Below are 20,304 nucleotides of genomic sequence, written 5' to 3' on the forward strand. Positions count from 1 at the left end.
GGAACGTCGTGAGCGGGCGGCGGGCCCCTCTCCCGACCGGAAGAGGGGCCCACCGCCCGCTCACGACGTGCGGCGGTCGGGTCAGAGGACCTGCGCGACCTCGTCGAAGGACAGGCGCGGGGCGCGCGGGTACGGCGAGCCCTCGCCCTCGGCGTGGCCGACGTTGATGACGAGGAACGACTTCCAGCCGGACTCGGCGAAGAACTCGGCGTCGACACCGTCGAAGTCCATGCCGTTCATCGGGCCGGCGGCGAGGCCGGCGGCGCGCAGGCCGACGATGAGGTACCCGGCCTGGATGAGGGCGTTGTTGCGGGCCATCTGCTCGCGGACGTCCGCGGCGGGCTCCAGCTGGTCCTTCATGCCCGGGTAGGCGGGGAACAGGGTGTCGAGGTGCTGGTGGAACGCCGGGTCGGCGGCCAGGACGAGGGAGACGGGCGCGTTCGCGACGCGCTCCTTGTTGTTGCCGCCCATGTGGGTCACGAGGCGCTCGCGGGCCTCGCCCGAGCGCAGCACGAGCACGCGCAGGGGCAGCGTGTTCATCGCGGTCGGCCCGAACTTCGCCAGGTCCCAGGCGGACGTGAGCTGCTCGTCGGTGACGGGCTCGTCGGTCCACAGGGAGGTGGTGCGGGCGGAGCGGAACAGGAGGTCCGCCACGTCGTCGCCGACGGCGAGGGACGTGGACGGGTGCGTGAGGGTCTCGGTCATGGTTGCCGTAACAGATCGATGCAGACGCATGATTCCGCGCTCGGCCGTGACGTGAACCACAACGGCACGGCTCACAGCGTCGTGAGGGGCTCGAAGTCGAACCCGTCGGCCCGCGCGAGGTACAGCCTCTGCTCCGCGTGGTTGCCGTGGAACCGGACCAGGCCCCGCGGCCCCTCGTAGGCGAGGCCGTCCACGGAGCGGTCCGTCGCTGCGACGGCGGCGCTGCCCGCCCGCTCGACGATCGACCGCAGCGCGAGGATCCCCTCGTAGCAGGCCTCCGCGGCCGCGCCGACGGCGGGCGCGTGCAGCCCGTGGTGCGCCGTGTACCGACCCACCAGGTCGAGGGCCTCGCCGGTCGCGAGGCTGCGGAACCAGCCGCCGGCCGAGTAGAGGTTCGCCGTCGCCCCGGTGCCGCTGCCCATGAGCATGTTCTCCTCCATGAGCGTGCTGAGGCGCACGACCCGTTCGTGCAGGCCTCGCCGGGCGAACAGGCGGTTGAACCGCACCCCGTTCTGCCCCACCATCAGCAGCAGCACACCCTCGGCGCCGGAGCGCTCCACCTCCGCGAGGGTGGCCGCGAGCTGCGCGTCGCTCGCGCCCTGCTCCGGCAGGAAGCGCGCGCCCGCGAACCCGGCGCCGAGCCCGGCGAGCTGCGGGGCCAGCGCCGCGTAGGTGCCGCGGGGCCAGGCGTAGTCGTCCCCGACGACGAACCACCGCCGCGCACCGACCTCCGCCCGCAGCCGGGTGATCGCGGGGAAGAGCTGCGCCGACGGCACCTCGCCGGTGACGTAGAGGCCCGGGCGGGTCTCCCTGCCCTCGTACGCCGCCGGGTACACGTACGGGACGCGCCGCTGCACCACCGGGACGACGGCGTGCCGCACCGCCGACGTGTGCCACCCGGTGAGCGCGTGGATGCGCCGGGCGTCGAGCGCCGCCCCCAGCCGACGGCGCAGCTGGGCGGCCGGCTGACCGGCGTCCAGCAGCTCGGCGCGCACCGGGCGCCCGAGGATGCCGCCGGTGGCGTTGAGCTCGGCGACGGCGAGCTCCGTGACGGCCTGGCACGAGGGGCCGTAGATCCCGCCCGGCCCCTGGAAGTGCAGCAGGACGCCGACGACGAAGTCCGACATGACGTCCCGTCCGCGCGAGGGGCCCTGCCCCGGGCCCCGGCCTGTGATGGCCGGTAGTGTACGAGCGCGAGGGAAGGCGGGTCAGCATGCGGACGGCACCACGTGCAGGGCGCACCACGACTGTCGTGCCCGCGGGCGCGCTGCGCGACACCGTCCTCGCCGGCCGTCGGGCAGCACGCCGCGCCGCCGACGTCCTGGCGCACGCGGGCTGCACCGTCGACGAGTGGCTCGTGCTGGACGCGCTCGCGCGCCGGCCGGGGGCCACGATGTCGGAGCTTCGCGCCGCGACGGTCACCGACAAGGCGACGCTCGGCCGTCGCGTGGACGCCCTGGTGACGCGCGCGCTGGCGTTCCGCGAGGTCGACACCTTCGACCGGCGCGTGATCCGGGTCCACCTGTCGTCCCGAGGGCGGGACGTGCTGTCAGACCTCGACGCGCGGCTGGCGGAGGCGGAGCAGGGCGACCAGCCACGCGACCAGTAGCACCCCGGCGAGGACGAGGCCGTAGGGCTCGAGGCCGACGGCGGCGCCGGGCAGCCCGGACAGCGCCGGCACGTGCTCTGCCGCGACCTGGAGGAGAGTGACCCCTCCGATCCCCACCGCGGCCGCCGCGGACACCCCCGTGACCAGCACGTCGTAGCGCAGGCGCCCGCGGGTCGCGTCTCCGGTCCCGGCCTGGGCGTACGCGCGCCGGGCGGCCGAGCCCTGCAGGGAGTCGAGGAGAGACATCCCGGCGGCGAACAGCACCGCCAGCGGCAGCGGCGCGTACCAGGGCACCTGCCCCAGGGCCGCCGACGCCGTCATCGCGAGCAGGCCGATCTCCGTCGCGGTGTCGAACCCCAGCCCGAACACGAGGCCGACGCCGTACATGCGGCCCGGGCGGTCGGTGGCCCAGGCGAAGCGGCGCAGGGCCCACGAGACCGGGCCGCCGACGGGGCTGTCGACGGGGCCGAGGTCGTGACGGTGGCCGTCGCCGCCGTCCGCGTCGCCGCCCGCGCTGCGGCCGGCCCGCAGGGCGCGACGCAGCAGCAGCACGTTGACGACGGCGATCGTCAGCAGGAACGTGCCCGACACGACCGGCCCCCACACGCCGGTGAACCGGCGCCAGGGCGACGACTCGTCCTCGAGCACCGGCGCCAGGGCCTGCGCGCCGACGGTGAGGAGCAGCGCGGCGCCCACGACCACCGTCGAGTGCCCGAGCGAGAACCACAGGCCCACGCCGCGGGCGTCGCGCCCCTCGCGCACGAGGCGGCGCGTGGTGTTGTCGATCGTCGCGATGTGGTCGGCGTCGAAGGCGTGCCGCAGGCCGAACCCGTACGCGGTGAGGGCCATGACCAGCGTGATCGCGCCGGCACCGCCGTCGACGGCGAGGGTCGCGGCGAGACCGAGGATCCCCACGACGTGCAGGGCGGCGACGACGAGGGCGGTGCGGGTCATGCGTGCTCCAGACGGGCGAGGGGCGGTACGGACGGCACCGGATCCGGACGGTCCGGTACGGGGTGAGACCGGTGCAACGGGCTGAGATGAGCGGCGGGCCCGAGCCAGCGGGTCAGCGTGCCGCCGCGCTCCAGGCGCAGCGTCACCGCGCTGTCCGCCGTCGGCACGCGGTGGTCGGCCACACGATCGCCCCCGGATCCGTCCAGCGGCTCGTCGTCGGCGGTGGCTCGCAGGTCGACGACCGTGTCGATCACGCGCGTCCCGGCCAGGACGCCCGGCACGGGGCGTTCGCCGGCCGCCACGACCTCCTCGACCAGCAGCGGCCCGCCGTCGTCGTGCACGCCGGACCGCAGCACCACGCGGCCGCCATGCTCGCCGTCGCGCCCCAGCACGATGGTCTCGCGCAGCCGCAGCCGCGCGCCCGGGCCGAGCCGCACGTCCGTCGACCGGGTCACGTCCGCGCCCGTGGCCACCACGAACGGCAGACCCTCCCAGTCGAGCCGCGCGCCGGCGCCGAGGCGCACGTCCACGTCCCAGCGGCACGGCCGGCCCTCGCCGTCGTACGCGACCGTGCCGCCGACGTCGGTGAGGGTGAGGGCGCACCCGTCGGCGACGCGCACCTGCACGGCCACGTGGTCGCCGCCGAGCAGCACCGCGCCGGTCGCGACCAGCGCGACCTCGGCGTGCACCGCGCCGCGCGCGACGGTCCGCGCCGCGAGCAGGCCGTCTCGGGTCCGGACCCGCACGGGCGCGCCCGGCACGGTGGCCGGGAGGACCTCGACCAGCGTGCGGCGCACCTCAGTGCGCGTGGGCGTGCTCATGCTCGTGCCCGTGCGACGGGTCGTCGTGGCTGTGCAGGTAGCCCTGGCCCTCCTCGTCCGCGTGGAAGTGCGGCGCCATGGGGCCGGGGTCCTGCGCCACGTGCGCCCCGGCGCGGAACCGCTCCAGCACGCCGAGGAGCCACGCCCGTAGCGCCGCGACGGAGGCCGGGTCCGTGCGCGACAGGGCCACGACGTCCCGGCCGTCGCGGGCGGCCGACGCGTCGGCGACCATCCGTGCGACGTCGACGCCCACGTACGGGGCGAGGTCCGTCTTGTTGACCACGAGCAGGTCGGCGCGCCCGATGCCCGGCCCGCCCTTGCGCGCGACGTCGCCCCCGCCCGCGACGTCGAGCACGAAGATCTGCGCGTCGACGAGGGCGGGGGAGAACGTGGCGGTGAGGTTGTCGCCGCCGGACTCGATGACGACGAGGTCGAGCGGCGCGAAGTCGCGCTCCAGGTCCTCGGCGGCGAGCAGGTTGGCGGTGACGTCGTCGCGGATGGCGGTGTGCGGGCACGCGCCGGTCTCGACGGCGCGGATGCGCTCGGGGTCCAGCACGCCGGCGGAGCGCAGGAACCTCGCGTCCTCGTCGGTGTAGATGTCGTTGGTGATGACGCCGATCGCCAGCTCGTCGGCCAGCGCCCGGCACACGGTCGCGATGAGGGAGGACTTGCCGACGCCGACGGGGCCGGCGACGCCGAGCCGCAGGGCTCGGGCGGGGGCGTGGGGGAACGTGGTGGTCTCAGGCACGGAACAACCTCTGGGTCGTGACGGCATGGGCCTCGGCCCAGCCCTCGGTCAGCGGGGCGCCGGAGGCAGGGACGTCCTCCGGGGTGGTGCACGCCGCGACGCGGAGCACGTGCTCCTCCGCCGCGGCGCACGCGTCGAGGACCCACCGCGCCGGGGCGAGGGGGTCCAGCGGCTCGAGCTTGAGCAGGGCCGACGCCGCCGTCTGGGCGTCGTCGTACACGGTGAGGCGGACGACGTCCGCCGGCGCGACACCGGCCGCCGCGCAGATCGCCCCCAGCACGACGGCGCGCGGGAGCCCGCCCGTGCCGTGCGGGTGCCCCTTGCCCTCCCGGCGACGGGTCGCCGCGTCGTGCCGGGCGACGACGCGCACGGCCGCGCTGTGGGGCCACAGGGTGCGCGCGACCCGCAGGTACCCGCGGCCCAGCAGGCGCGACGCGTCCCGCAGCGCGGGGGACGGCGTGCGCGCGGCCCAGGCGCGCACCAGCGCGTCGACACGGGTGTGGACACGCGCGTCGCCCGCCTGGTCGTCGTGCGTGACGGGCCCGGCGTCGGCGAGCAGCCGCGCGGCGACCACCGCGGTGCCCGCCTCCACGAGGCTCACCGTCGTCGCGCGCCCGACCATCCACGCCGGGACGTCGCCGGGAGGCAGGCCGCCGCGCAGCGCGGGCTCGAGGCTCGCGGAGTGGGCGTGCCCGCCGCCGGGCAGGCGGGCGTCCGCGAGCAGCAGCGCGACCGTGGCGGGGTGCGGGGACAGGGACGTCACGGGCGGCCTAGAACATCGCGTAGAGCTGGGCGAGCGGCAGGCGCACCGCGGGGGCGGGCTCCACCAGGTCGCCGTCGACGCGGATCTCGAAGGTGTCCGGGCGGATGTCGATGTCCGGCAGCGCGTCGTTGTTGCGCATGTCCGCCTTGGTGACGCCGCGCGTCGGGGCGACGGGGGCGAGCTCGCGGCGCAGGCCGAGCCGCCCGGCCAGGCCGTCCTCGATCGCGGCCGGCGCGACGAACGCGAGCGAGGTGTCCGCGCCGACGGCGTCGCCGAACGCCGGCCGCATGAGTACCGGCTGCGGGGTGGGGATGGACGCGTTCGGGTCGCCGAGCGCCGCCCACGCGATGACGCCGCCCTTGATCACGAGCTCGGGCCGGACCCCGAAGAACCGCCGGTCCCACAGCACGAGGTCGGCCAGCTTGCCCGGCTCCACGGAGCCGATGTGGACGTCGACGCCGTGCGCGACGGCCGGGTTGATCGTGTACTTCGCGACGTACCGGCGGGCGCGCTCGTTGTCTGCCGGCTCCGCGCCCGACAGCGGCCCGCGCCGGTGCTTCATCACGTGGGCCACCTGCCAGGTGCGGGTGATCACCTCGCCGATGCGGCCCATCGCCTGGGCGTCGGAGGACGTGATGGAGATGGCGCCCAGGTCGTGCAGCACGTCCTCGGCGGCGATGGTCGACGCCCGGATGCGCGACTCGGCGAACGCCAGGTCCTCGGGGACGGCCGGGTTGAGGTGGTGGCAGACCATCAGCATGTCGAGGTGCTCTGCCACGGTGTTCACGGTGTGCGGCAGGGTCGGGTTGGTCGACCCCGGCAGCACGTGCGGCAGGCTCGCGATGGTGAGGATGTCGGGGGCGTGGCCGCCGCCCGCGCCCTCGACGTGGTACGCGTGGATGCCGCGGCCGTCGATCGCGTCGATCGTGGACTGCACGAACCCGGCCTCGTTGAGCGAGTCGGAGTGCAGCGCCACCTGCAGGCCCCACTCGTCGGCGGCCCGCAGCGCGGCGTCGAGGGCCGCGGGGGTGGAGCCCCAGTCCTCGTGCACCTTGTACCCGGCGGCGCCGGCCAGGGCCTGCTCGGCCAGGGCGTCCGCGCTCACGGTGTTGCCCTTGCCCAGCAGCAGCACGTTGAGCGGCAGGTGGTCCAGCGCGCGCAGCACGGACCGCAGGTGCCAGGCCCCGGGCGTCACCGTGGTGGCCTTCGACCCCTCGGACGGGCCCGTGCCGCCCCCGGCGACCGTCGTGATGCCGGTGGCCAGCGCCTCGTGCAGCGCCGACGGGGACAGCAGGTGCACGTGCGGGTCGAAGCCCCCGGCGGTGAGGATGCGGCCCTCGCCCGAGATCACGTCGGTGGACGGCCCGATGACGAGGTCGGGGTGCACGCCGTCGGCCACGTCCGGGTTGCCGGCGCGGCCGAGCGCGACGACCCGGCCGTCGCGCAGGCCGACGTCCGCCCGGACCACGCCCCACCAGTCCAGGACGACGACGCCCGTGATCACGGTGTCCAGGGCCCCGGCGGCGCGGCTCCGCGTCGACTGCGCCATCGACTCCCGGATGGACTTGCCGCCGCCGAACACAGCCTCCTCGCCCCCGACCGTGCGGTCCTCCGTGACCTCGATCCACAGGTCGGTGTCGCCGAGGCGCAGCTGGTCGCCGACGGTCGGTCCGTACAGGGCCGCGTAGCGCTCGCGGTCGATCCAGACCATCAGTCCTCCTGGTCGTCGTGCGGCTCGGTGTGCGGCCCGGTGGCCCCCGGTGCGACGACGGCGCCGAGCGCGCCGCCGTCGGGCTTGCCCCGCTGGATGCCCGGCACGCGGCGCGCGCCGCGGATCGTCACGGCGTCGACCTCGCGGCTCACGCCGGGCTCGAACCGCTGCGACGTGCCGGACGGCACGTCGAGCCGGAACCCGTGCGCGGCGGCACGGTCGAAGCGCAGCGCCTCGTTGGCGTCGGGCAGGTGGACGTGCGAGCCCACCTGCACCGGCCGGTCGCCGGTGTTCTCCACGACGAGGCGCAGCCGCTCGTGGTCGGGGCGCACGTTGAGCTCGAGGCGGCCGGGGGCGACGCGGGTCGCGCCGGGGCCGGCGGACGAGGTGGCGGACACGGGGTCCTCCTGTCGGGTCGGGACGTCAGGGGATCGGGTGGTGCAGGGTGACGAGCTTGCGGCCGTCCGGGAAGGTGGCCTCGACCTGCACGTCGACGAGCATCTCGGGCACGCCGTCCATCACCTGCTCGCGGCCCAGCACCTCGCGGCCGTCCTGCATGAGGGTCGGGACGTCGGCGCCGTCGCGGGCCCGCTCGATCACCCAGCACGACAGCAGGGCGACCGACTCGGGGTGGTTGAGGCGCACGCCGCGGGCGAGGCGGTCGCGCGCGACCATGCCCGCGACGGCGAGCAGCAGCTTCTCGGTGTCGGCGGGGGTCAGGTGCACGGTGCCTCCTCGGCTCGGACGGCGGCTCGCACGGCGGGTCGGCTCACAGCGCCATCGCCTCGCGGGCGCCGGCGAGGGCGCCCGCGCCGCCGCCCGTGCCCCGGTGGGTCACGCGCCCCGACGCGAGCACGGCGTACTCGGCCGCGTGCTCGACGGCGTAGCCGAGGTGCTGCTCGACCAGCAGCGCGGAGAGCCCGCCCGCCGCCGTCAGCGTCGTGATCGCCGCGTAGATCTCGCTCACGACGTTCGGCTGGATGCCCTCGGCGGGCTCGTCGAGCACCAGCAGCCGCGGGCCGGTGACCAGCGCGCGGGCGATGGCGAGCTGCTGGCGCTGCCCGCCCGACAGCAGCCCTGCCTGGCGGCCGAGCAGCTCGCGCAGCGCCGGGAACAGGTCGAGCGCGTCGTCGGTGCGGCGGCGCCCGGCGGCCCCGTGGGCGTCGGCCACCACCTGCAGGTTCTCCCGCGCGGTGAGCTGGCCGAACGACTGCTGGCCCTGCGGCACGTACGCGATCCCCGCGCGCACCCGCCGGTGGGTGGGCCAGCGCGTGACGTCCTCGCCGGCCAGCCGCACGGTCCCCGCGCGCACGGGGAGCAGGCCGAGCACCGCCTTGAGGAGCGTCGTCTTGCCCGCCCCGTTGTGGCCGAGGACGGCGGTCAGCGTGCCGTCCGCGACGGCGAGGTCGACGTCGTGCACCACGGCCGTGCGGCCGTACCCCGTGCTCACGCCTGCCAGCTCGAGCATCATGCGCCTGCCTCCGTTCCCGTGTCGACGGTCGTGGTCCCGAGGTACACCTCGACGACCGCCGGGTCCTGCTGCACCTCGGCGACGGTCCCCTCGGCGAGGACGGCGCCCTGGTGCATGACCGTCACCGAGTCGGCGTAGGAGCGCAGGAACTCCATGTCGTGCTCCACGACCACGACGACCCGCTGCGAGCCGACCCGGCGCAGCAGCTCTCCGGTCTCCTCGCGCTCCGCCTGGGTCATGCCCGCGACGGGCTCGTCGAGCAGCAGCAGGTGCGCGTCCTGCACCAGCAGCATCCCGATCTCGAGCCACTGCTTCTGGCCGTGCGCGAGGACGCCCGCCGGCACGTCGCGCAGCGCCGCGAGGCCGACCGTCTCCATCGCCTGCTCGACCGCCTCCGGGATGCCCCGGCGGCGGCGCAGCATCGTCGTCGCCCGGCGGCGCGCTCCCGCGGCGATGTCGAGGTTCTGCACCACCGTGAGCTGCTCGAACACGCTCGCCGTCTGGAACGTGCGGCCCACGCCCGCGCGGGCGACGCGGTGCGTGGCGCGCCCCAGCAGCTCCGTCCCGCCGAAGCGCGCCGACCCCGCCGCGGCCCGCACGAGACCGGTGACGGCGTCGATGAGCGTCGTCTTGCCCGCGCCGTTGGGGCCGATGAGGAACCGCAGGTCGCCCTGCGTGACGGTGAGGTCGACGTCGCGGACGGCGACGAAGCCGCCGAACTGCACGCGCAGGCCGCGCACCTCGAGGTAGTCGTGCCGGAACCGGTCGGTGTCGCCGCCGAGCAGCGCGTCGGCGGCGGCGAGGTCGATCTGCTCGGTCGGCCCGGTCTGCTCCGTCTGCCCGGTCATGCGCGGCTCCCTTCGGGGAGGAGGTCGGAGGCCGGGGCGGTACCCGGCTCGTCGGGCTCGGCCGGGGCGCCCGGTTGCCCGTCGCGGGCGGTGCGGCGCCGGCGGCGCAGGGCGGGCACGACCGACGCCAGGCCGCCGGGCAGGAAGGCCACCACCAGGACGAACAGCGTGCCCTGGAGGTAGATCCAGCCGGAGGGGAACTGCTCGGACAGCGAGGTCTGCGCCCAGCTCACGGCGACGGACCCGAGGACGGGGCCGAGCAGGGTCGCCCGGCCGCCGATGGCGACGCCGACGAGGAAGCCGATGGACGGCACGACGCCGACGTCGGCGGGGGAGACGATGCCGACGATCGGCACGAACAGCGCCCCGCCGACGGCGGCCATCACGGCCGCGACCACGTAGACGACCGTCTTCACGGCCGCTGGGTCGTAACCGAGGAACCGGACGCGGTCCTCCTGGTCGCGGACCGCGACGAGGACCTCGCCGAACCGCGACACCATGAGCTGGCGGGCGACGACGACCATGACGAGGAGCACCCCGGCGGCGATCAGGTAGAGCATCCGCTGGTTGACCGGGTCGGCGAGGTCGTAGCCGAAGAACGACCGGAACCCGTTGAGCCCGTTGGTGCCGCCCGTCGTCTGCTGCTGGCCGACGAGCAGGATGGCGAACGCGGCGGCGAGCGCCTGCGACAGGATCGCGAAGTACGCGCCCCGCACCCGCCGCGTGAAGACGGCCCAGCCGAGGGCGGCGGCGAGCGCGGCCGGCAGGAGCACCACGAGGGCGAGCGCGACGGCGGGCGAGCGCAGGGGCTCCCACCAGCCGGGCACCTCGCCGGTGCCGTACAGGAGCATGAAGTCGGGCACGCCGCCCGGGCCGGCGTCGGCGAGCTTGAGGTGCATGGCCATGACGTACGCGCCCAGGCCGAAGTACACGCCCTGGCCGAGGGTGAGCAGCCCGCCGCGGCCCCAGGCGAGGCCGATGCCGACGGCCACCATGGCCAGGCAGAGGAACTTGCCGAGCAGGCCCAGCCGGAACGGGCTGAGCAGCACGGGCGCGACGGCGAGGAGCAGGACGGCGGCGAGGCCGAACCCGGCCAGGGCGCGCGCCCGCCCCGGGCGCAGGAGCACAGCGAGCCGTGCCGTGAGGGTGTTCGTGCTGCCGGTCATGCCAGGCTCCTCGTCCGGACCGAGACCAGGCCCTGGGGTCGTACCTGCAGGAACGCGACGATGACGACGAAGACGAGCACCTTCGCGACGGACGCCGTCGTGGAGTACTCGAAGAACGCCTGGAGCAGGCCCAGCGCCGTCGCCGCGATCACGGTGCCCTTGATCTGCCCGATGCCGCCGGCGACGACGACGAGGAACGCGTCGACGATGTAGCCGGTGCCGAGCGTCGGGCCGACCGAGCCGAGCAGGGTCAGCGCGACGCCGGCCACGCCCGCGAGGCCCGAGCCGATGAAGAAGGTCAGCCGGTCGGTGGCGCGCGACGAGATGCCCGACGCCTCCGCCAGGTCACGGTGCTGCACGACGGCGCGGATCCGCCGCCCGAGCGGCGTGGCCCGCAGCACGAGCGCCAGCGCGACGACGCACCCCACCGCCAGCACGAGGATGAACAGCCGCGTCTTCGGCAGCGCGAGGCCGCCGACGGTGACCGCCCCCGACAGCCAGGACGGCGCGGCCACGTCCACGTTGGGGGCGCCGAACACGTCGCGCGCCACCTGCTGCAGCAGCAGCGCGACGCCCCACGTGACGAGCAGGGTGTCGAGCGGGCGCCGATACATCCGGTGGATGAGCGTGGCCTCGAGCAGAAGCCCGAGCGCCCCGCCCACCAGGAAGCCGAGCGGCAGCGACACGAGCAGGCTCGCGCCCGGGTCGCCGAGCAGCCCCTGGATCACGAACGCCGTGTAGGCGCCCGCCATCATGAACTCGCCGTGGGCCATGTTGATCACGCCCATCTGACCGAACGTCAGGGCGAGACCCAGGGCCGCGAGCAGCAGCACCGAGCCGAGGCTCAGGCCCGCGAAGAGCTGGGAGAGGAGGGTGTCCATGTCGTGTCCAGGGGCCCCGGTCAGGAGAGCCCGTCGGCCCAGTCGTAGCCCTCGAGGAACGGGTCCGGTTCGATGGGCTCCTCGGAGCTCCACTCGGTGTGGATGAGCCCGTCCTCGCCGATGCGCCCGATGAGCGCCGTCTTCGCGACGTGGTGGTTGTCGCCGTCCACGACGACGGTGCCCTCGGGGGCGTCGAAGCTGACGCCGTCGGCGGCCGCCTGCACGTCCGCGACGTCGAACGACTCCGCCTTCTCGACCATCGCCTTCCACAGGTACAGCGACGTGTAGGCCGCCTCCATCGGGTCGGAGGTCACGCGGTCGTCGCCGTACTCGGCCTGGAACGCCTCGACGAACGCGTCGTTCTCCGGGCTGTCGACGGTCTGGTAGTAGTTCCACGCGGTGAGCTGGCCCTCGACGTTGTCCACGCCGATGCCGCCCACCTCCTCCTCGGCGATGGACACGGAGACGACGGGCATGTCGTCGGCGGACAGGCCGGCGTTGTTGTACTCCTTGAAGAAGGCGACGTTGGAGTCGCCGTTGAGGGTGTTGAAGACGGCGTCCGCCCCCGCGGCCTTCACCTTGTTGACGATGGTGGAGAAGTCCGTGTGGCCGAGCGGCGCGTACTCCTCGCCGACGACCTCCATGCCGTTCGCCTCCGCGTAGGCGTTGATGATCTTGTTCGCCGTGCGGGGGAAGACGTAGTCGGAGCCGACGAGGAACAGCGTCTTGGTGCCCTGCTCCTTGAGGTAGTCGAGGGCCGGCACGATCTGCTGGTTGGTCGTGGCGCCCGTGTAGAAGATGTTCTCGGACGCCTCGAGCCCCTCGTACTGCACCGGGTAGAACAGCAGCGAGTCGTTCGCCTCGAAGACCGGCAGCATCGCCTTGCGCGACGCCGACGTCCAGCCACCGAACACGGCCGCGACGCAGTCGCTCGTGATGAGCTTGGTGGCCTTCTCCGCGAAGACGGTGGGCTCGGACTGGCCGTCCTCGGAGACGATCTCGAGCTGCTTGCCGAGCACCCCGCCGCCGGAGTTGATCTCCGCGGCGGCCAGCTGGAGCGAGTCGTGCACGGTCTGCTCGGAGATCGCCATGGTGCCCGACAGCGAGTTGAGGAAGCCGACCTTGACCGTGTCGCCCGACGTGTCGACGCAGCCCTCCGCCGCGGACGCCGAGGCGCCGCCGCCCGCCGCGTCCACCCGGGCGCCGCAGGCCGAGAGGGCCGCGACCGCGAGGACGGCGAGCGAGGCGACGACAGGTCGGGTGGCGGGGGTGCGCGTGGTGCCCGTGCTGCTTCGAGGACGCATGGTGCTCCTTCGTGGCCGTGGCCCGGGGGCCGGTTAGGTTCAGATGAACCCAAGTACGTCCACGTGTCCCCGCCGTGAGTTCGGTGTCACCATCGTGTTACGGCTGGTGGGAGGGGGTCGGGACGACCGCACCGGCACCGGTGCCAAAATGGGGCCATGGCATCCGCGCACGGGGTCGGCGACCCCCTCGTCCTCGGCATCGAGACCTCCTGCGACGAGACGGGCGTCGCGCTCGTCCGGGGCGACGAGCTCCTCGTCGACGCCGTCGCGAGCTCCATGGACGAGCACGCGCGCTACGGCGGGATCATCCCGGAGGTCGCGAGCCGCGCCCACCTCGAGCAGATGGTCCCGACGATCACCCGCGCGCTGGGCGAGGCCGACGTCGACCTGTCCGAGGTGGACGCGATCGCCGTCACCGCCGGCCCGGGCCTGGTCGGCCCGCTGACGATCGGCGCGTCCGCCGCGAAGGCGCTCGCGATCGGCCTGAACAAGCCGCTGTACGGCGTCAACCACGTCATCGGGCACGCCGCGGTGAACCAGCTCGTCGACGGCCCGTTCTCCGGGCGCACGATGGCGCTCGTGGTGTCGGGCGGGCACAGCTCGCTCATGCTCGTGGACGACGTCGCGACGGACGTCACCGAGCTCGGCTCCACGCTCGACGACGCGGCGGGGGAGGCGTTCGACAAGGTCGGCCGCCTGCTCGGCCTGCCCTACCCGGGCGGCCCGCACGTCGACCGGCTCGCGCGCGAGGGCGACCCGGAGGCCATCCGCTTCCCGCGCGGCCTCACCGCGGCGAAGGACCAGGCGAAGCACGCCTACGACTTCTCCTTCTCCGGTCTCAAGACGGCGGTCGCGCGCTGGATCGAGGCGTGCGTCGACGCCGGGCGTGAGGTGCCGGCGGCCGACGTCGCCGCGTCGTTCGCCGCCGCCGTCGCCGACGTGCTCACGGCCAAGACGATCGCCGCGTGCCGGCGGCACGACGTCGACACCCTCGTCGTGGGCGGCGGCTTCTCCGCCAACAGCCAGCTGCGCGACATGGCCGCGAAGCGCTGTGCCGAGGCGGGCATCGACCTGCGCATCCCGCCGATCCGCTACTGCACCGACAACGGCGCGATGATCGCCGCGCTGGGCTCCGCCGTCGTGCGCGCCGGGGCGGCGCCGTCGAGCTTCGACTTCCCGGTCGACTCGTCGATGCCGATGACCACGATCACCGTCTGACGGGCGCCGCCGGAAAAGGCCTCGTGGCCGCCGGGGCGCGTCGGTAGCGTCCCGAGCGTGGACGCCGACCGCCCCGCCATCTACCAGCACCCGCTCGCGTACCTCGTCGGGCTGGAGGGCCTGGCGCTGCTGCGCGCGTTCGCCGGCGAGCACGACCGCTCGTTCGTCGAGGCGCGCCTGGCCGACGTGCGCGCGCTGCTCGACGCCGCCGACCGCTTCGGCCCGGGCCACGAGGTCCCGCCGATCAGCACCCGCGAGGGCTACCGGCACTGGGCGCCGCGCTACGACGGTCCCAACGGCTTCTGGGGGATGGAGGAGCCGCTCGTCCGGCCGTTGATGGAGGGCCTGCCCCGCGGCGTCGCGATCGACGCGGCGTGCGGCACCGGGCGCCACACGGAGTGGCTGGTCGAGCAGGGGCACGACGTGCTCGGCGTGGACTCGTCGCCGGACATGCTCGAGCTCGCCCGCGCCAAGGTCCCGGGGGCACGGTTCGCCGAGGGCGACCTGCACGCGCTGCCGGTGGACGACGCGTCCGCCGACCTCGTGCTGGTCACCCTCGCGCTGTGCCACGTGCGGGACCTGGCGCCGGTGTTCGCCGAGCTGGCGCGCGTCCTGCGTCCGGGCGGCCACCTCGTCGTCTCCGACACGCGCGGGTACTTCACGGGGTCGCCGCTCTATCCGCTCGTCGAGGGCGCGGACGGCGAGTTCGGCTACATCCCGAACTGGTTCCACGCGACGAGCGAGTACCTGCAGGCGGCCCTCCCCGCGGGCCTGGCGCCGCGGTTCTGCCGCGAGTACGTCGGCGGCGCGGACGACGCCGACGGCGGAGCCGCTGCGGGCCGCGAGTACGCCGCGGCCCCGGACCCCGGGACAGGGGCCTTCGACCCCACCGCCGACCTCGGGCTCGAGGACCCGGCGAGGCCCCCGACCATCTGGGAGCTGATGCCGTGGGTGCCGGCGGCGGCGGGCGCGGCGTACGCCGGCACGCCCTCGCTCATCGTGTGGGACTTCGAGAAGGAATAGCCGCAGTGCGTCCGTGGACAGGGGCTCGTGCTTGGCCCGTGTCGTGCCAGACTCGGCGAGATGGACCCCCTGACCAGCCCGGACGCCGTCCGCGACCCGTACCTCGAGGCTGCCGCCAGGGCAGCTGCCCTGCTCCACGACCCGCGGGTGGCGAGCGCGTGGGACGGAGAGTCGGTCCTGGCAGGCATGACGGTCGGCGCGCTCGCCGGCCACCTCGCGCGCAGCGTGCTGCAGGTGGAGTGGTTCCTCGACGGGCCGCTCGACCACGGCAACGAACCCACGACCGCGGTGACCTACTACGCCCGCATCGTGGACGCCCCGGACCCGGGCTCGGCGCTCAACCGTGGCGTGCGTGCGCGCAGCCAGGAGTCCGCGGCGGCGGGCGCTGCCGCCGTGGCGAGCGACACCGCGACGGCGCTCGACCGCCTCCGCGCCCGGCTCCCGCAGGAGCCTGCCGACCGCCGCGTGGCGATCCTGCACCGGCCGGGGGAGGAGATGCTCCTCGACGAGTACCTGCGCACCCGGTGCGTCGAGCTCGCGGTGCACACCGACGACCTCGCCCTCAGCGTCGGGGCGGACGTGCGCGCGCCCGAACCGGCGACGGCGGTCGCGATCGACCTGCTCGTCGCCGCCGCCGCCGAGCGGCATGGCCGGCTCGCCGTCCTGCACGCTCTCAGCCGCCGGGAGCGGGACGCGATCGGGGCGCTGCGCGTGCTGTGAGTCAGGCCCGACGGGCGCACGTGCGGCACGGGCGGCGGGTCCGCTCCCGGTCTCGGCCGGATCGTCAGGCCGCCGCCGGCAGCGGCCGGCCGGCGTGCAGTTCGGCGACGAGCGACGCGACGACGGCCTCGAGCGCCGCGGGGCCTCCGCCGTGCGCGCGTGCCACCTCCCGCTGCCGCTGGTACGACGCGCCCCGGCGGACGATCTCCCGCACGCCGTCGAGCTCCGCGGCGCAGCCGAGCCGCTCGGCGACGGGCTCGAGGGTGGTCAGCAGGCGAGGGAGCGCGTCGGTGACGAGCTCCTCCTCGCCCGCGTCGTCGAGGATGATGATCGCGTCGGTGCCGTAGCGGGCCGCGCGCCACTTGTTCTCGTGCACGAACCACGCCGGCATCGTGGGCAGCGGGCGTCCCTCGTCCAGCAGGGTCGACAGGTGCTCCACCAGGCAGTGCACCAGGGCACCGAGCGCCGCCAGCTCCAGCGTGTTCGACGTGCCGTCGCAGATCCGCACCTCGACGGTGCCGAAGTGCGGCGCGGGCCGCACGTCCCAGCGCACCTCCGTGAAGTCGTCGATGACGCCGGTGTGCAGCATGTCCGCGACGTACCGCTCCAGCTCCGACCACGCCCCGAACTGGTAGGGCAGCCCGGCCGTGGGCAGCTGCTGGAAGATCATGGTCCGCATCGACGCGTAGCCCGTGTCGTCGCCGCCGAAGAACGGCGACGAGGCGGACAGCACCTGGAGGTACGGCAGGTACACCAGCAGGGAGTTGACGATGGGCAGCACCTTGGCGCGGTCCTCGATGCCGACGTGGGCGTGCACGCCGTAGACGATCTGCTGGCGCCCCACCACCTGCGCCCGGTCGACGACGGTCGCGTACCGCTTCTTGTCCGTGACCTTCTGCTGCGACCAGTGCGCGAACGGGTGCGTGCCGGCGCCCATGAGGTCCACCCGCATGGGGCCGGTGGCGTCGTGGATGGCCGCGATCCCCCGCTCGAGGTCGGCGATCGCCTCGGGCACGGTGCGGCGCACATCGCTGATCACCTCGACCGTGTTCCGCAGGAACTCGGGCTTCACGTAGCGGTGCCGGACGTCGTCGGCGACGGCGTCGATGACGGCGGGCGCCACCTGCCGCAGGGTGCCGGAGTCGGCGTCGACCAGCGCGAGCTCCCACTCGAGGCCGACGCTCGACCGGTCGGAGACGGCGAATTCCAGCACCATGCGGGCCATGCTTCCACGGGGGGACGGCGGGCCGCGCGCCGGTCCGCGGCCCGTCGTCTCAGCAGCGTCGCCTCAGCAACCCACGCGGCGGGTGGAGAGGGCGATGTCGTCGAGGTACGTGTCGAAGGTCTCCGTGCTCTCCTGGTAGAGCTGCCAGCCGAACCGCACGGTGTCCACGTCGGGCAGCACGAGGTCGACCGGGTTGCCGCCGTGGTCGGTGCGCGAGACGGAGAGGTCCGGCTGGGCCACGCCGTCGAGCCAGACGTCGATCGCGTCGTCCTGTCCGTCCCAGAGGAACTCGACGCACTGCCACCGGCCCGCGACCGTCGGGGCCGACTCACGCCAGGTCGTCCAGTCGCCGGTGGGACCGCCGTCGGCGCCGACGCCGTAGAACGTCGCGTCAGGCCCGACGGTCGGGGCGAACTGGCCACCGAAGGGGCGCACCACCTCGGCGGAGCCCGTGCCGGTCGCCTCGACGAGCGTGAAGTGCGCCCAGTCGGGGGACGTGGGGAACTCGTCCACCAGGACGCGGAGCCGCCCGTAGAACGCGCCCGCCGGGACATCGAGGTCGCGCACCGTGAGGAAGGCCTTGCCGTTGCCCTCGGTGCGCACGTGCGCCACGTGGTTGCGGCGGCTCTCGCGCTCGACGCGGAGCGTGCCGGCGCTCGACTCCACGTCCCAGCGCGGCGCCGTGCGGTGGCCGGTCGGCCGGCCCTCGAAGTCCTCGCAGAAGTGCGCGCCGGGGCGTGGGCACGCGCCCTGCCCGGCGTGCCGCCCGTGCGGGTGGTCCGGCGCGGCCGCGGCGGCGGGTGGCGCCCCCAGGGCGGCGACCAGCAGGAACGCCGGCAGGAGCGCGGACAGGGTGGTCGTCAGGGGCTTCTTCATCGAGGCACCGGCCGTTCGTCGGGAGCGGGACGCGCCGCAGTCAACGGGCCCCGCGGGCGCCCGGCAAGACGCCGGAACGTTTCAGCCGCGCAGCGGCTCGACGACGAGCACGTGCTGCGCACCGCCGACGCGGGTGAGCACCAGGGTCGCCTCGGCGTCGCCCTTCGGCGAGAGCTGGGCGCGCAGCTGCTCGGGCGTGACGGCGGTGCCGCGCTTCTTGATCGTCAGGCGGCCCACGCCGCGCTCGCGCAGGTAGGCCTTGAGCCGCTTGAGGTTGAACGGCATGACGTCGAGCACGCGGTAGCCGGTCGCCAGCGGCGCGGCGCCGGCCGGGGGCGGCGGCGCGGGCTGGTCGGTCGTGACGTAGGCGATGGTGCGGTCCAGCAGGCGACCGCCCAGCTCCGCGGCGGCGTGGGCCACGAGCCCCGCGCGGATGACGGCGCCGTCCGGCTCGTACAGGTAGGCGCCGACGGCGCCGACGTCGGGCACCAGCTCTGCGGTGCCGAGGTCCGCGCGCAGGGTGCGCGACGCCGTCGTCCCGCCCGTGGTCGCGAGCACGAGCGCGGACCGGCCGGGTCCGTCGGGGGCGAGCGGCCCGAACCACAGCCCCGCCTCCACGACGTCGCCGTCCACGGACACCCACTGCGTCTCGGCGTCGTCCGGCAGCCCCTGGTGGGGGATGCCCGGGCCGACCTTGATGCCCAGCGCCGGGACCTGCGCCCGCAGGTCCCAGACGGCGTCGAGCGGGGGAGCATAGGCCGCCGGGTCGAACACCCGCCGCCCACCGCGGGTGCGCCGGGCCGGGTCGGCGTACACGCCGTCCACGCCCTCGGCGGCGAGGTCGAGCGCGAGCCCGTCCGCGTGCCGCACCTCGGCCTCGGGGAAGTGGCGCAGGTTGACGGTGGCGAGCGCGGCGGTGATCTCGTCGACGTCGGTCGCGAGCACGCGCAGCCCGACGCCGGCGAACGCGAGCGCGTCCGCGCCGATCCCGCTCGTGAGGTCCGCGACCTTGGTGACGCCGGCGGCGAGGTAGCGGCGGGCGTGCAGCGCCGCGACCACGAGCCGCGTGGCCTGCTCCACGCCGTCGGGCGTGAAGAGCATCCCGTCCGCGAAGTCGCCGAGCTTGGCGCGGGCCTTCGCGCGCAGCCGCGACTGGGTGAGCGCGGCCGCCGCGAGGTCGGCGTCCACCCCGTCGGCCCGCAGCCGGGTGGCCAGGGCCATGGCCTGCTTCTCGTCGTACGGGGGGAGCGAGCTCAGCAGCGCCCACCCGTCCGGGCTCAGCAGCTTGCTCACGGAGGCGGCATCCATCGGGCCATCGTCTCAGGCGCGCGGGTGACGCCGTGGGCGAACGACCCGCCGACTTCTGGCACTCGACTTGTCAGAGTGCTAACGCCTGCCTAGATTTGTCGTCAGCGACCGCAAGGCTGTACCGGCACCCGCGACGACGGCCAGCCCTCGGACGCGACCTGGTCAACCAGCTAGTCCATCCACGCATCGCGAATCAAGGAGGTCCGACGTGTCGGTCCCCATCAAGCCGCTCGAGGACCGGATCGTCGTCAAGGCCATCGAGGCCGAGACCACGACCGCTTCCGGCCTGGTCATCCCGGACACCGCCAAGGAGAAGCCCCAGGAGGGCGAGGTCCTGGCCGTGGGCGAGGGTCGCTTCGACGACAAGGGCAACCGTGTCCCCGTCGACGTCAAGGTCGGTGACAAGGTCATCTACAGCAAGTACGGCGGCACCGAGGTCAAGTACGCCGGCGAGGACTACCTTGTCCTCTCCGCCCGTGACATCCTCGCGGTCGTCGTCGCCTGACGACGCCACCACGCAGAAGGCCTCGCACCGTCGTCGGTGCGGGGCCTTCGTGCTGTCAGCCGGTCTTGCGGGCGCTGCCGGCGAGGATCGCGGAGCGCTCGTCCTCGCTGAGCCCGCCCCACACGCCGTAGGGCTCGCGGACCCGGAGCGACTGCTCCCGGCACTGCATCATCACGGGGCACGAGCGGCAGATCGCCTTGGCCGCCTCGGCGCGACGTCGGCGCGTGGAGCCGCGCTCACCCTCGGGGTGGAAGAACAACGTGTCGTCGGCGTCGCGGCAGGAGCCCTGGTACTGCCACTCCCACAGCTCCATCACCGGACCGGGAAGCCTCGAGATCTCCGTCATGGCGAACAACCTACAAGTTGTGCAGAAGTTGTTCAAGGTCCGAAATCGTGACCGGATTCGATGATTCAGTGTTCAACTTTCTGTCGCTGCCTGAACGGGTTC

General features: G+C 74.4%; 23 protein-coding genes. 5 read left to right on the forward strand and 18 right to left on the reverse strand.

All coding sequences use genetic code 11. The features are described from left to right. Positions 1-81: 81 nt before the first annotated feature. On the reverse strand, positions 82-705 hold the full coding sequence (locus ACQP60_RS00640) for a malonic semialdehyde reductase (RefSeq protein ID WP_429727888.1): 624 nt from the start codon (positions 703-705) through the stop codon (positions 82-84). A 71-nt stretch (positions 706-776) separates the two neighbouring features. Next, entirely contained in the window at positions 777-1,832 is a 1,056-nt protein-coding gene (locus ACQP60_RS00645) for a substrate-binding domain-containing protein (protein ID WP_429727889.1), read from the reverse strand. An 86-nt stretch (positions 1,833-1,918) separates the two neighbouring features. On the opposite strand from ACQP60_RS00645, the gene ACQP60_RS00650 reads away from it, so the two are divergent. After that, positions 1,919-2,314, forward strand: a complete 396-nt coding sequence (locus ACQP60_RS00650) for a MarR family transcriptional regulator (RefSeq protein ID WP_429727890.1) — start codon at positions 1,919-1,921, stop codon at positions 2,312-2,314. Here ACQP60_RS00650 and ACQP60_RS00655 read toward each other — a convergent pair. The 12 genes from ACQP60_RS00655 to urtA are packed head-to-tail and all read right to left on the reverse strand — an operon-like array spanning position 2,255 to position 12,981. Further along, entirely contained in the window at positions 2,255-3,268 is a 1,014-nt protein-coding gene (locus ACQP60_RS00655) for a HoxN/HupN/NixA family nickel/cobalt transporter (protein ID WP_429727891.1), read from the reverse strand. The genes ACQP60_RS00650 and ACQP60_RS00655 overlap by 60 nt on opposite strands. After that, complete coding sequence (locus ACQP60_RS00660) at positions 3,265-4,089, reverse strand: urease accessory protein UreD (protein WP_429727892.1); 825 nt, start codon at positions 4,087-4,089, stop codon at positions 3,265-3,267. Before ACQP60_RS00660 ends, ACQP60_RS00655 begins: the two co-directional genes overlap by 4 nt. Then, a complete protein-coding gene (gene ureG, locus ACQP60_RS00665; protein WP_429727893.1) occupies positions 4,067-4,837 on the reverse strand; it encodes an urease accessory protein UreG in 771 nt (256 codons plus the stop codon). Before ureG ends, ACQP60_RS00660 begins: the two co-directional genes overlap by 23 nt. Continuing rightward, positions 4,830-5,600: an urease accessory protein UreF gene (locus ACQP60_RS00670; protein WP_429727894.1), complete on the reverse strand. Its 771-nt coding sequence runs from the start codon at positions 5,598-5,600 to the stop codon at positions 4,830-4,832. Before ACQP60_RS00670 ends, ureG begins: the two co-directional genes overlap by 8 nt. 7 nt (positions 5,601-5,607) lie before the next feature. After that, positions 5,608-7,311 (reverse strand): urease subunit alpha, encoded by a 1,704-nt coding sequence (locus ACQP60_RS00675; RefSeq protein WP_429727895.1) that lies wholly within the window; start codon positions 7,309-7,311, stop codon positions 5,608-5,610. Next, the gene (ureB, locus tag ACQP60_RS00680) at positions 7,311-7,709 is read right to left on the reverse strand and encodes an urease subunit beta (protein WP_429727896.1); all 399 of its coding nucleotides are present in this window, start codon (positions 7,707-7,709) and stop codon (positions 7,311-7,313) included. Before ureB ends, ACQP60_RS00675 begins: the two co-directional genes overlap by 1 nt. A gap of 25 nt (positions 7,710-7,734) precedes the next feature. Continuing rightward, the gene (locus ACQP60_RS00685; protein ID WP_429727897.1) at positions 7,735-8,037 is read right to left on the reverse strand and encodes an urease subunit gamma; all 303 of its coding nucleotides are present in this window, start codon (positions 8,035-8,037) and stop codon (positions 7,735-7,737) included. 43 nt (positions 8,038-8,080) lie between these two features. Continuing rightward, entirely contained in the window at positions 8,081-8,782 is a 702-nt protein-coding gene (locus ACQP60_RS00690) for an ATP-binding cassette domain-containing protein (RefSeq protein ID WP_429727898.1), read from the reverse strand. Beyond that, positions 8,779-9,630 carry an urea ABC transporter ATP-binding protein UrtD gene (gene urtD, locus ACQP60_RS00695; protein ID WP_429727899.1) on the reverse strand — a complete coding sequence of 284 codons (852 nt, stop codon included), beginning with the start codon at positions 9,628-9,630 and terminating at the stop codon, positions 8,779-8,781. Before urtD ends, ACQP60_RS00690 begins: the two co-directional genes overlap by 4 nt. Beyond that, positions 9,627-10,796, reverse strand: a complete 1,170-nt coding sequence (urtC, locus tag ACQP60_RS00700; protein ID WP_429727900.1) for an urea ABC transporter permease subunit UrtC — start codon at positions 10,794-10,796, stop codon at positions 9,627-9,629. Before urtC ends, urtD begins: the two co-directional genes overlap by 4 nt. Further along, a complete protein-coding gene (gene urtB, locus ACQP60_RS00705; protein ID WP_429727901.1) occupies positions 10,793-11,677 on the reverse strand; it encodes an urea ABC transporter permease subunit UrtB in 885 nt (294 codons plus the stop codon). Before urtB ends, urtC begins: the two co-directional genes overlap by 4 nt. Before the next feature lie 20 nt (positions 11,678-11,697). After that, the gene (urtA, locus tag ACQP60_RS00710) at positions 11,698-12,981 is read right to left on the reverse strand and encodes an urea ABC transporter substrate-binding protein (protein ID WP_429727902.1); all 1,284 of its coding nucleotides are present in this window, start codon (positions 12,979-12,981) and stop codon (positions 11,698-11,700) included. Positions 12,982-13,137: 156 nt separating this feature from the next. On the opposite strand from urtA, the gene tsaD reads away from it, so the two are divergent. From tsaD to ACQP60_RS00725, 3 genes are read left to right on the forward strand one after another with little or no spacing between them, the layout of a single operon-like run. Then, a complete protein-coding gene (gene tsaD / locus ACQP60_RS00715) occupies positions 13,138-14,199 on the forward strand; it encodes a tRNA (adenosine(37)-N6)-threonylcarbamoyltransferase complex transferase subunit TsaD (protein ID WP_429727903.1) in 1,062 nt (353 codons plus the stop codon). 57 nt (positions 14,200-14,256) lie between these two features. Further along, positions 14,257-15,222, forward strand: a complete 966-nt coding sequence (locus ACQP60_RS00720) for a class I SAM-dependent methyltransferase (protein WP_429727904.1) — start codon at positions 14,257-14,259, stop codon at positions 15,220-15,222. Between the two features lie 60 nt (positions 15,223-15,282). Beyond that, positions 15,283-15,942: a maleylpyruvate isomerase N-terminal domain-containing protein gene (locus ACQP60_RS00725; RefSeq protein WP_429727905.1), complete on the forward strand. Its 660-nt coding sequence runs from the start codon at positions 15,283-15,285 to the stop codon at positions 15,940-15,942. A 64-nt stretch (positions 15,943-16,006) separates the two neighbouring features. On the opposite strand, the gene ACQP60_RS00730 is transcribed toward ACQP60_RS00725, so the two are convergent. From ACQP60_RS00730 to ACQP60_RS00740, 3 genes are all read right to left on the reverse strand, one after another. After that, entirely contained in the window at positions 16,007-17,158 is a 1,152-nt protein-coding gene (locus tag ACQP60_RS00730) for a glutamate--cysteine ligase (protein WP_429727906.1), read from the reverse strand. 72 nt (positions 17,159-17,230) lie between these two features. Then, complete coding sequence (locus ACQP60_RS00735; protein ID WP_429727907.1) at positions 17,231-18,043, reverse strand: hypothetical protein; 813 nt, start codon at positions 18,041-18,043, stop codon at positions 17,231-17,233. Positions 18,044-18,124: 81 nt separating this feature from the next. Then, the gene (locus ACQP60_RS00740) at positions 18,125-19,351 is read right to left on the reverse strand and encodes a class I SAM-dependent methyltransferase (protein ID WP_429727908.1); all 1,227 of its coding nucleotides are present in this window, start codon (positions 19,349-19,351) and stop codon (positions 18,125-18,127) included. Between the two features lie 208 nt (positions 19,352-19,559). On the opposite strand from ACQP60_RS00740, the gene groES reads away from it, so the two are divergent. Beyond that, positions 19,560-19,856 carry a co-chaperone GroES gene (gene groES / locus ACQP60_RS00745; protein WP_079572552.1) on the forward strand — a complete coding sequence of 99 codons (297 nt, stop codon included), beginning with the start codon at positions 19,560-19,562 and terminating at the stop codon, positions 19,854-19,856. 55 nt (positions 19,857-19,911) lie between these two features. On the opposite strand, the gene ACQP60_RS00750 is transcribed toward groES, so the two are convergent. Beyond that, a complete protein-coding gene (locus ACQP60_RS00750) occupies positions 19,912-20,202 on the reverse strand; it encodes a WhiB family transcriptional regulator (RefSeq protein ID WP_166845770.1) in 291 nt (96 codons plus the stop codon). Positions 20,203-20,304 lie beyond the last annotated feature (102 nt).

The organism is Isoptericola variabilis (assembly GCF_050311655.1).
GTDB classification, from domain to species: domain Bacteria; phylum Actinomycetota; class Actinomycetes; order Actinomycetales; family Cellulomonadaceae; genus Isoptericola; species Isoptericola variabilis.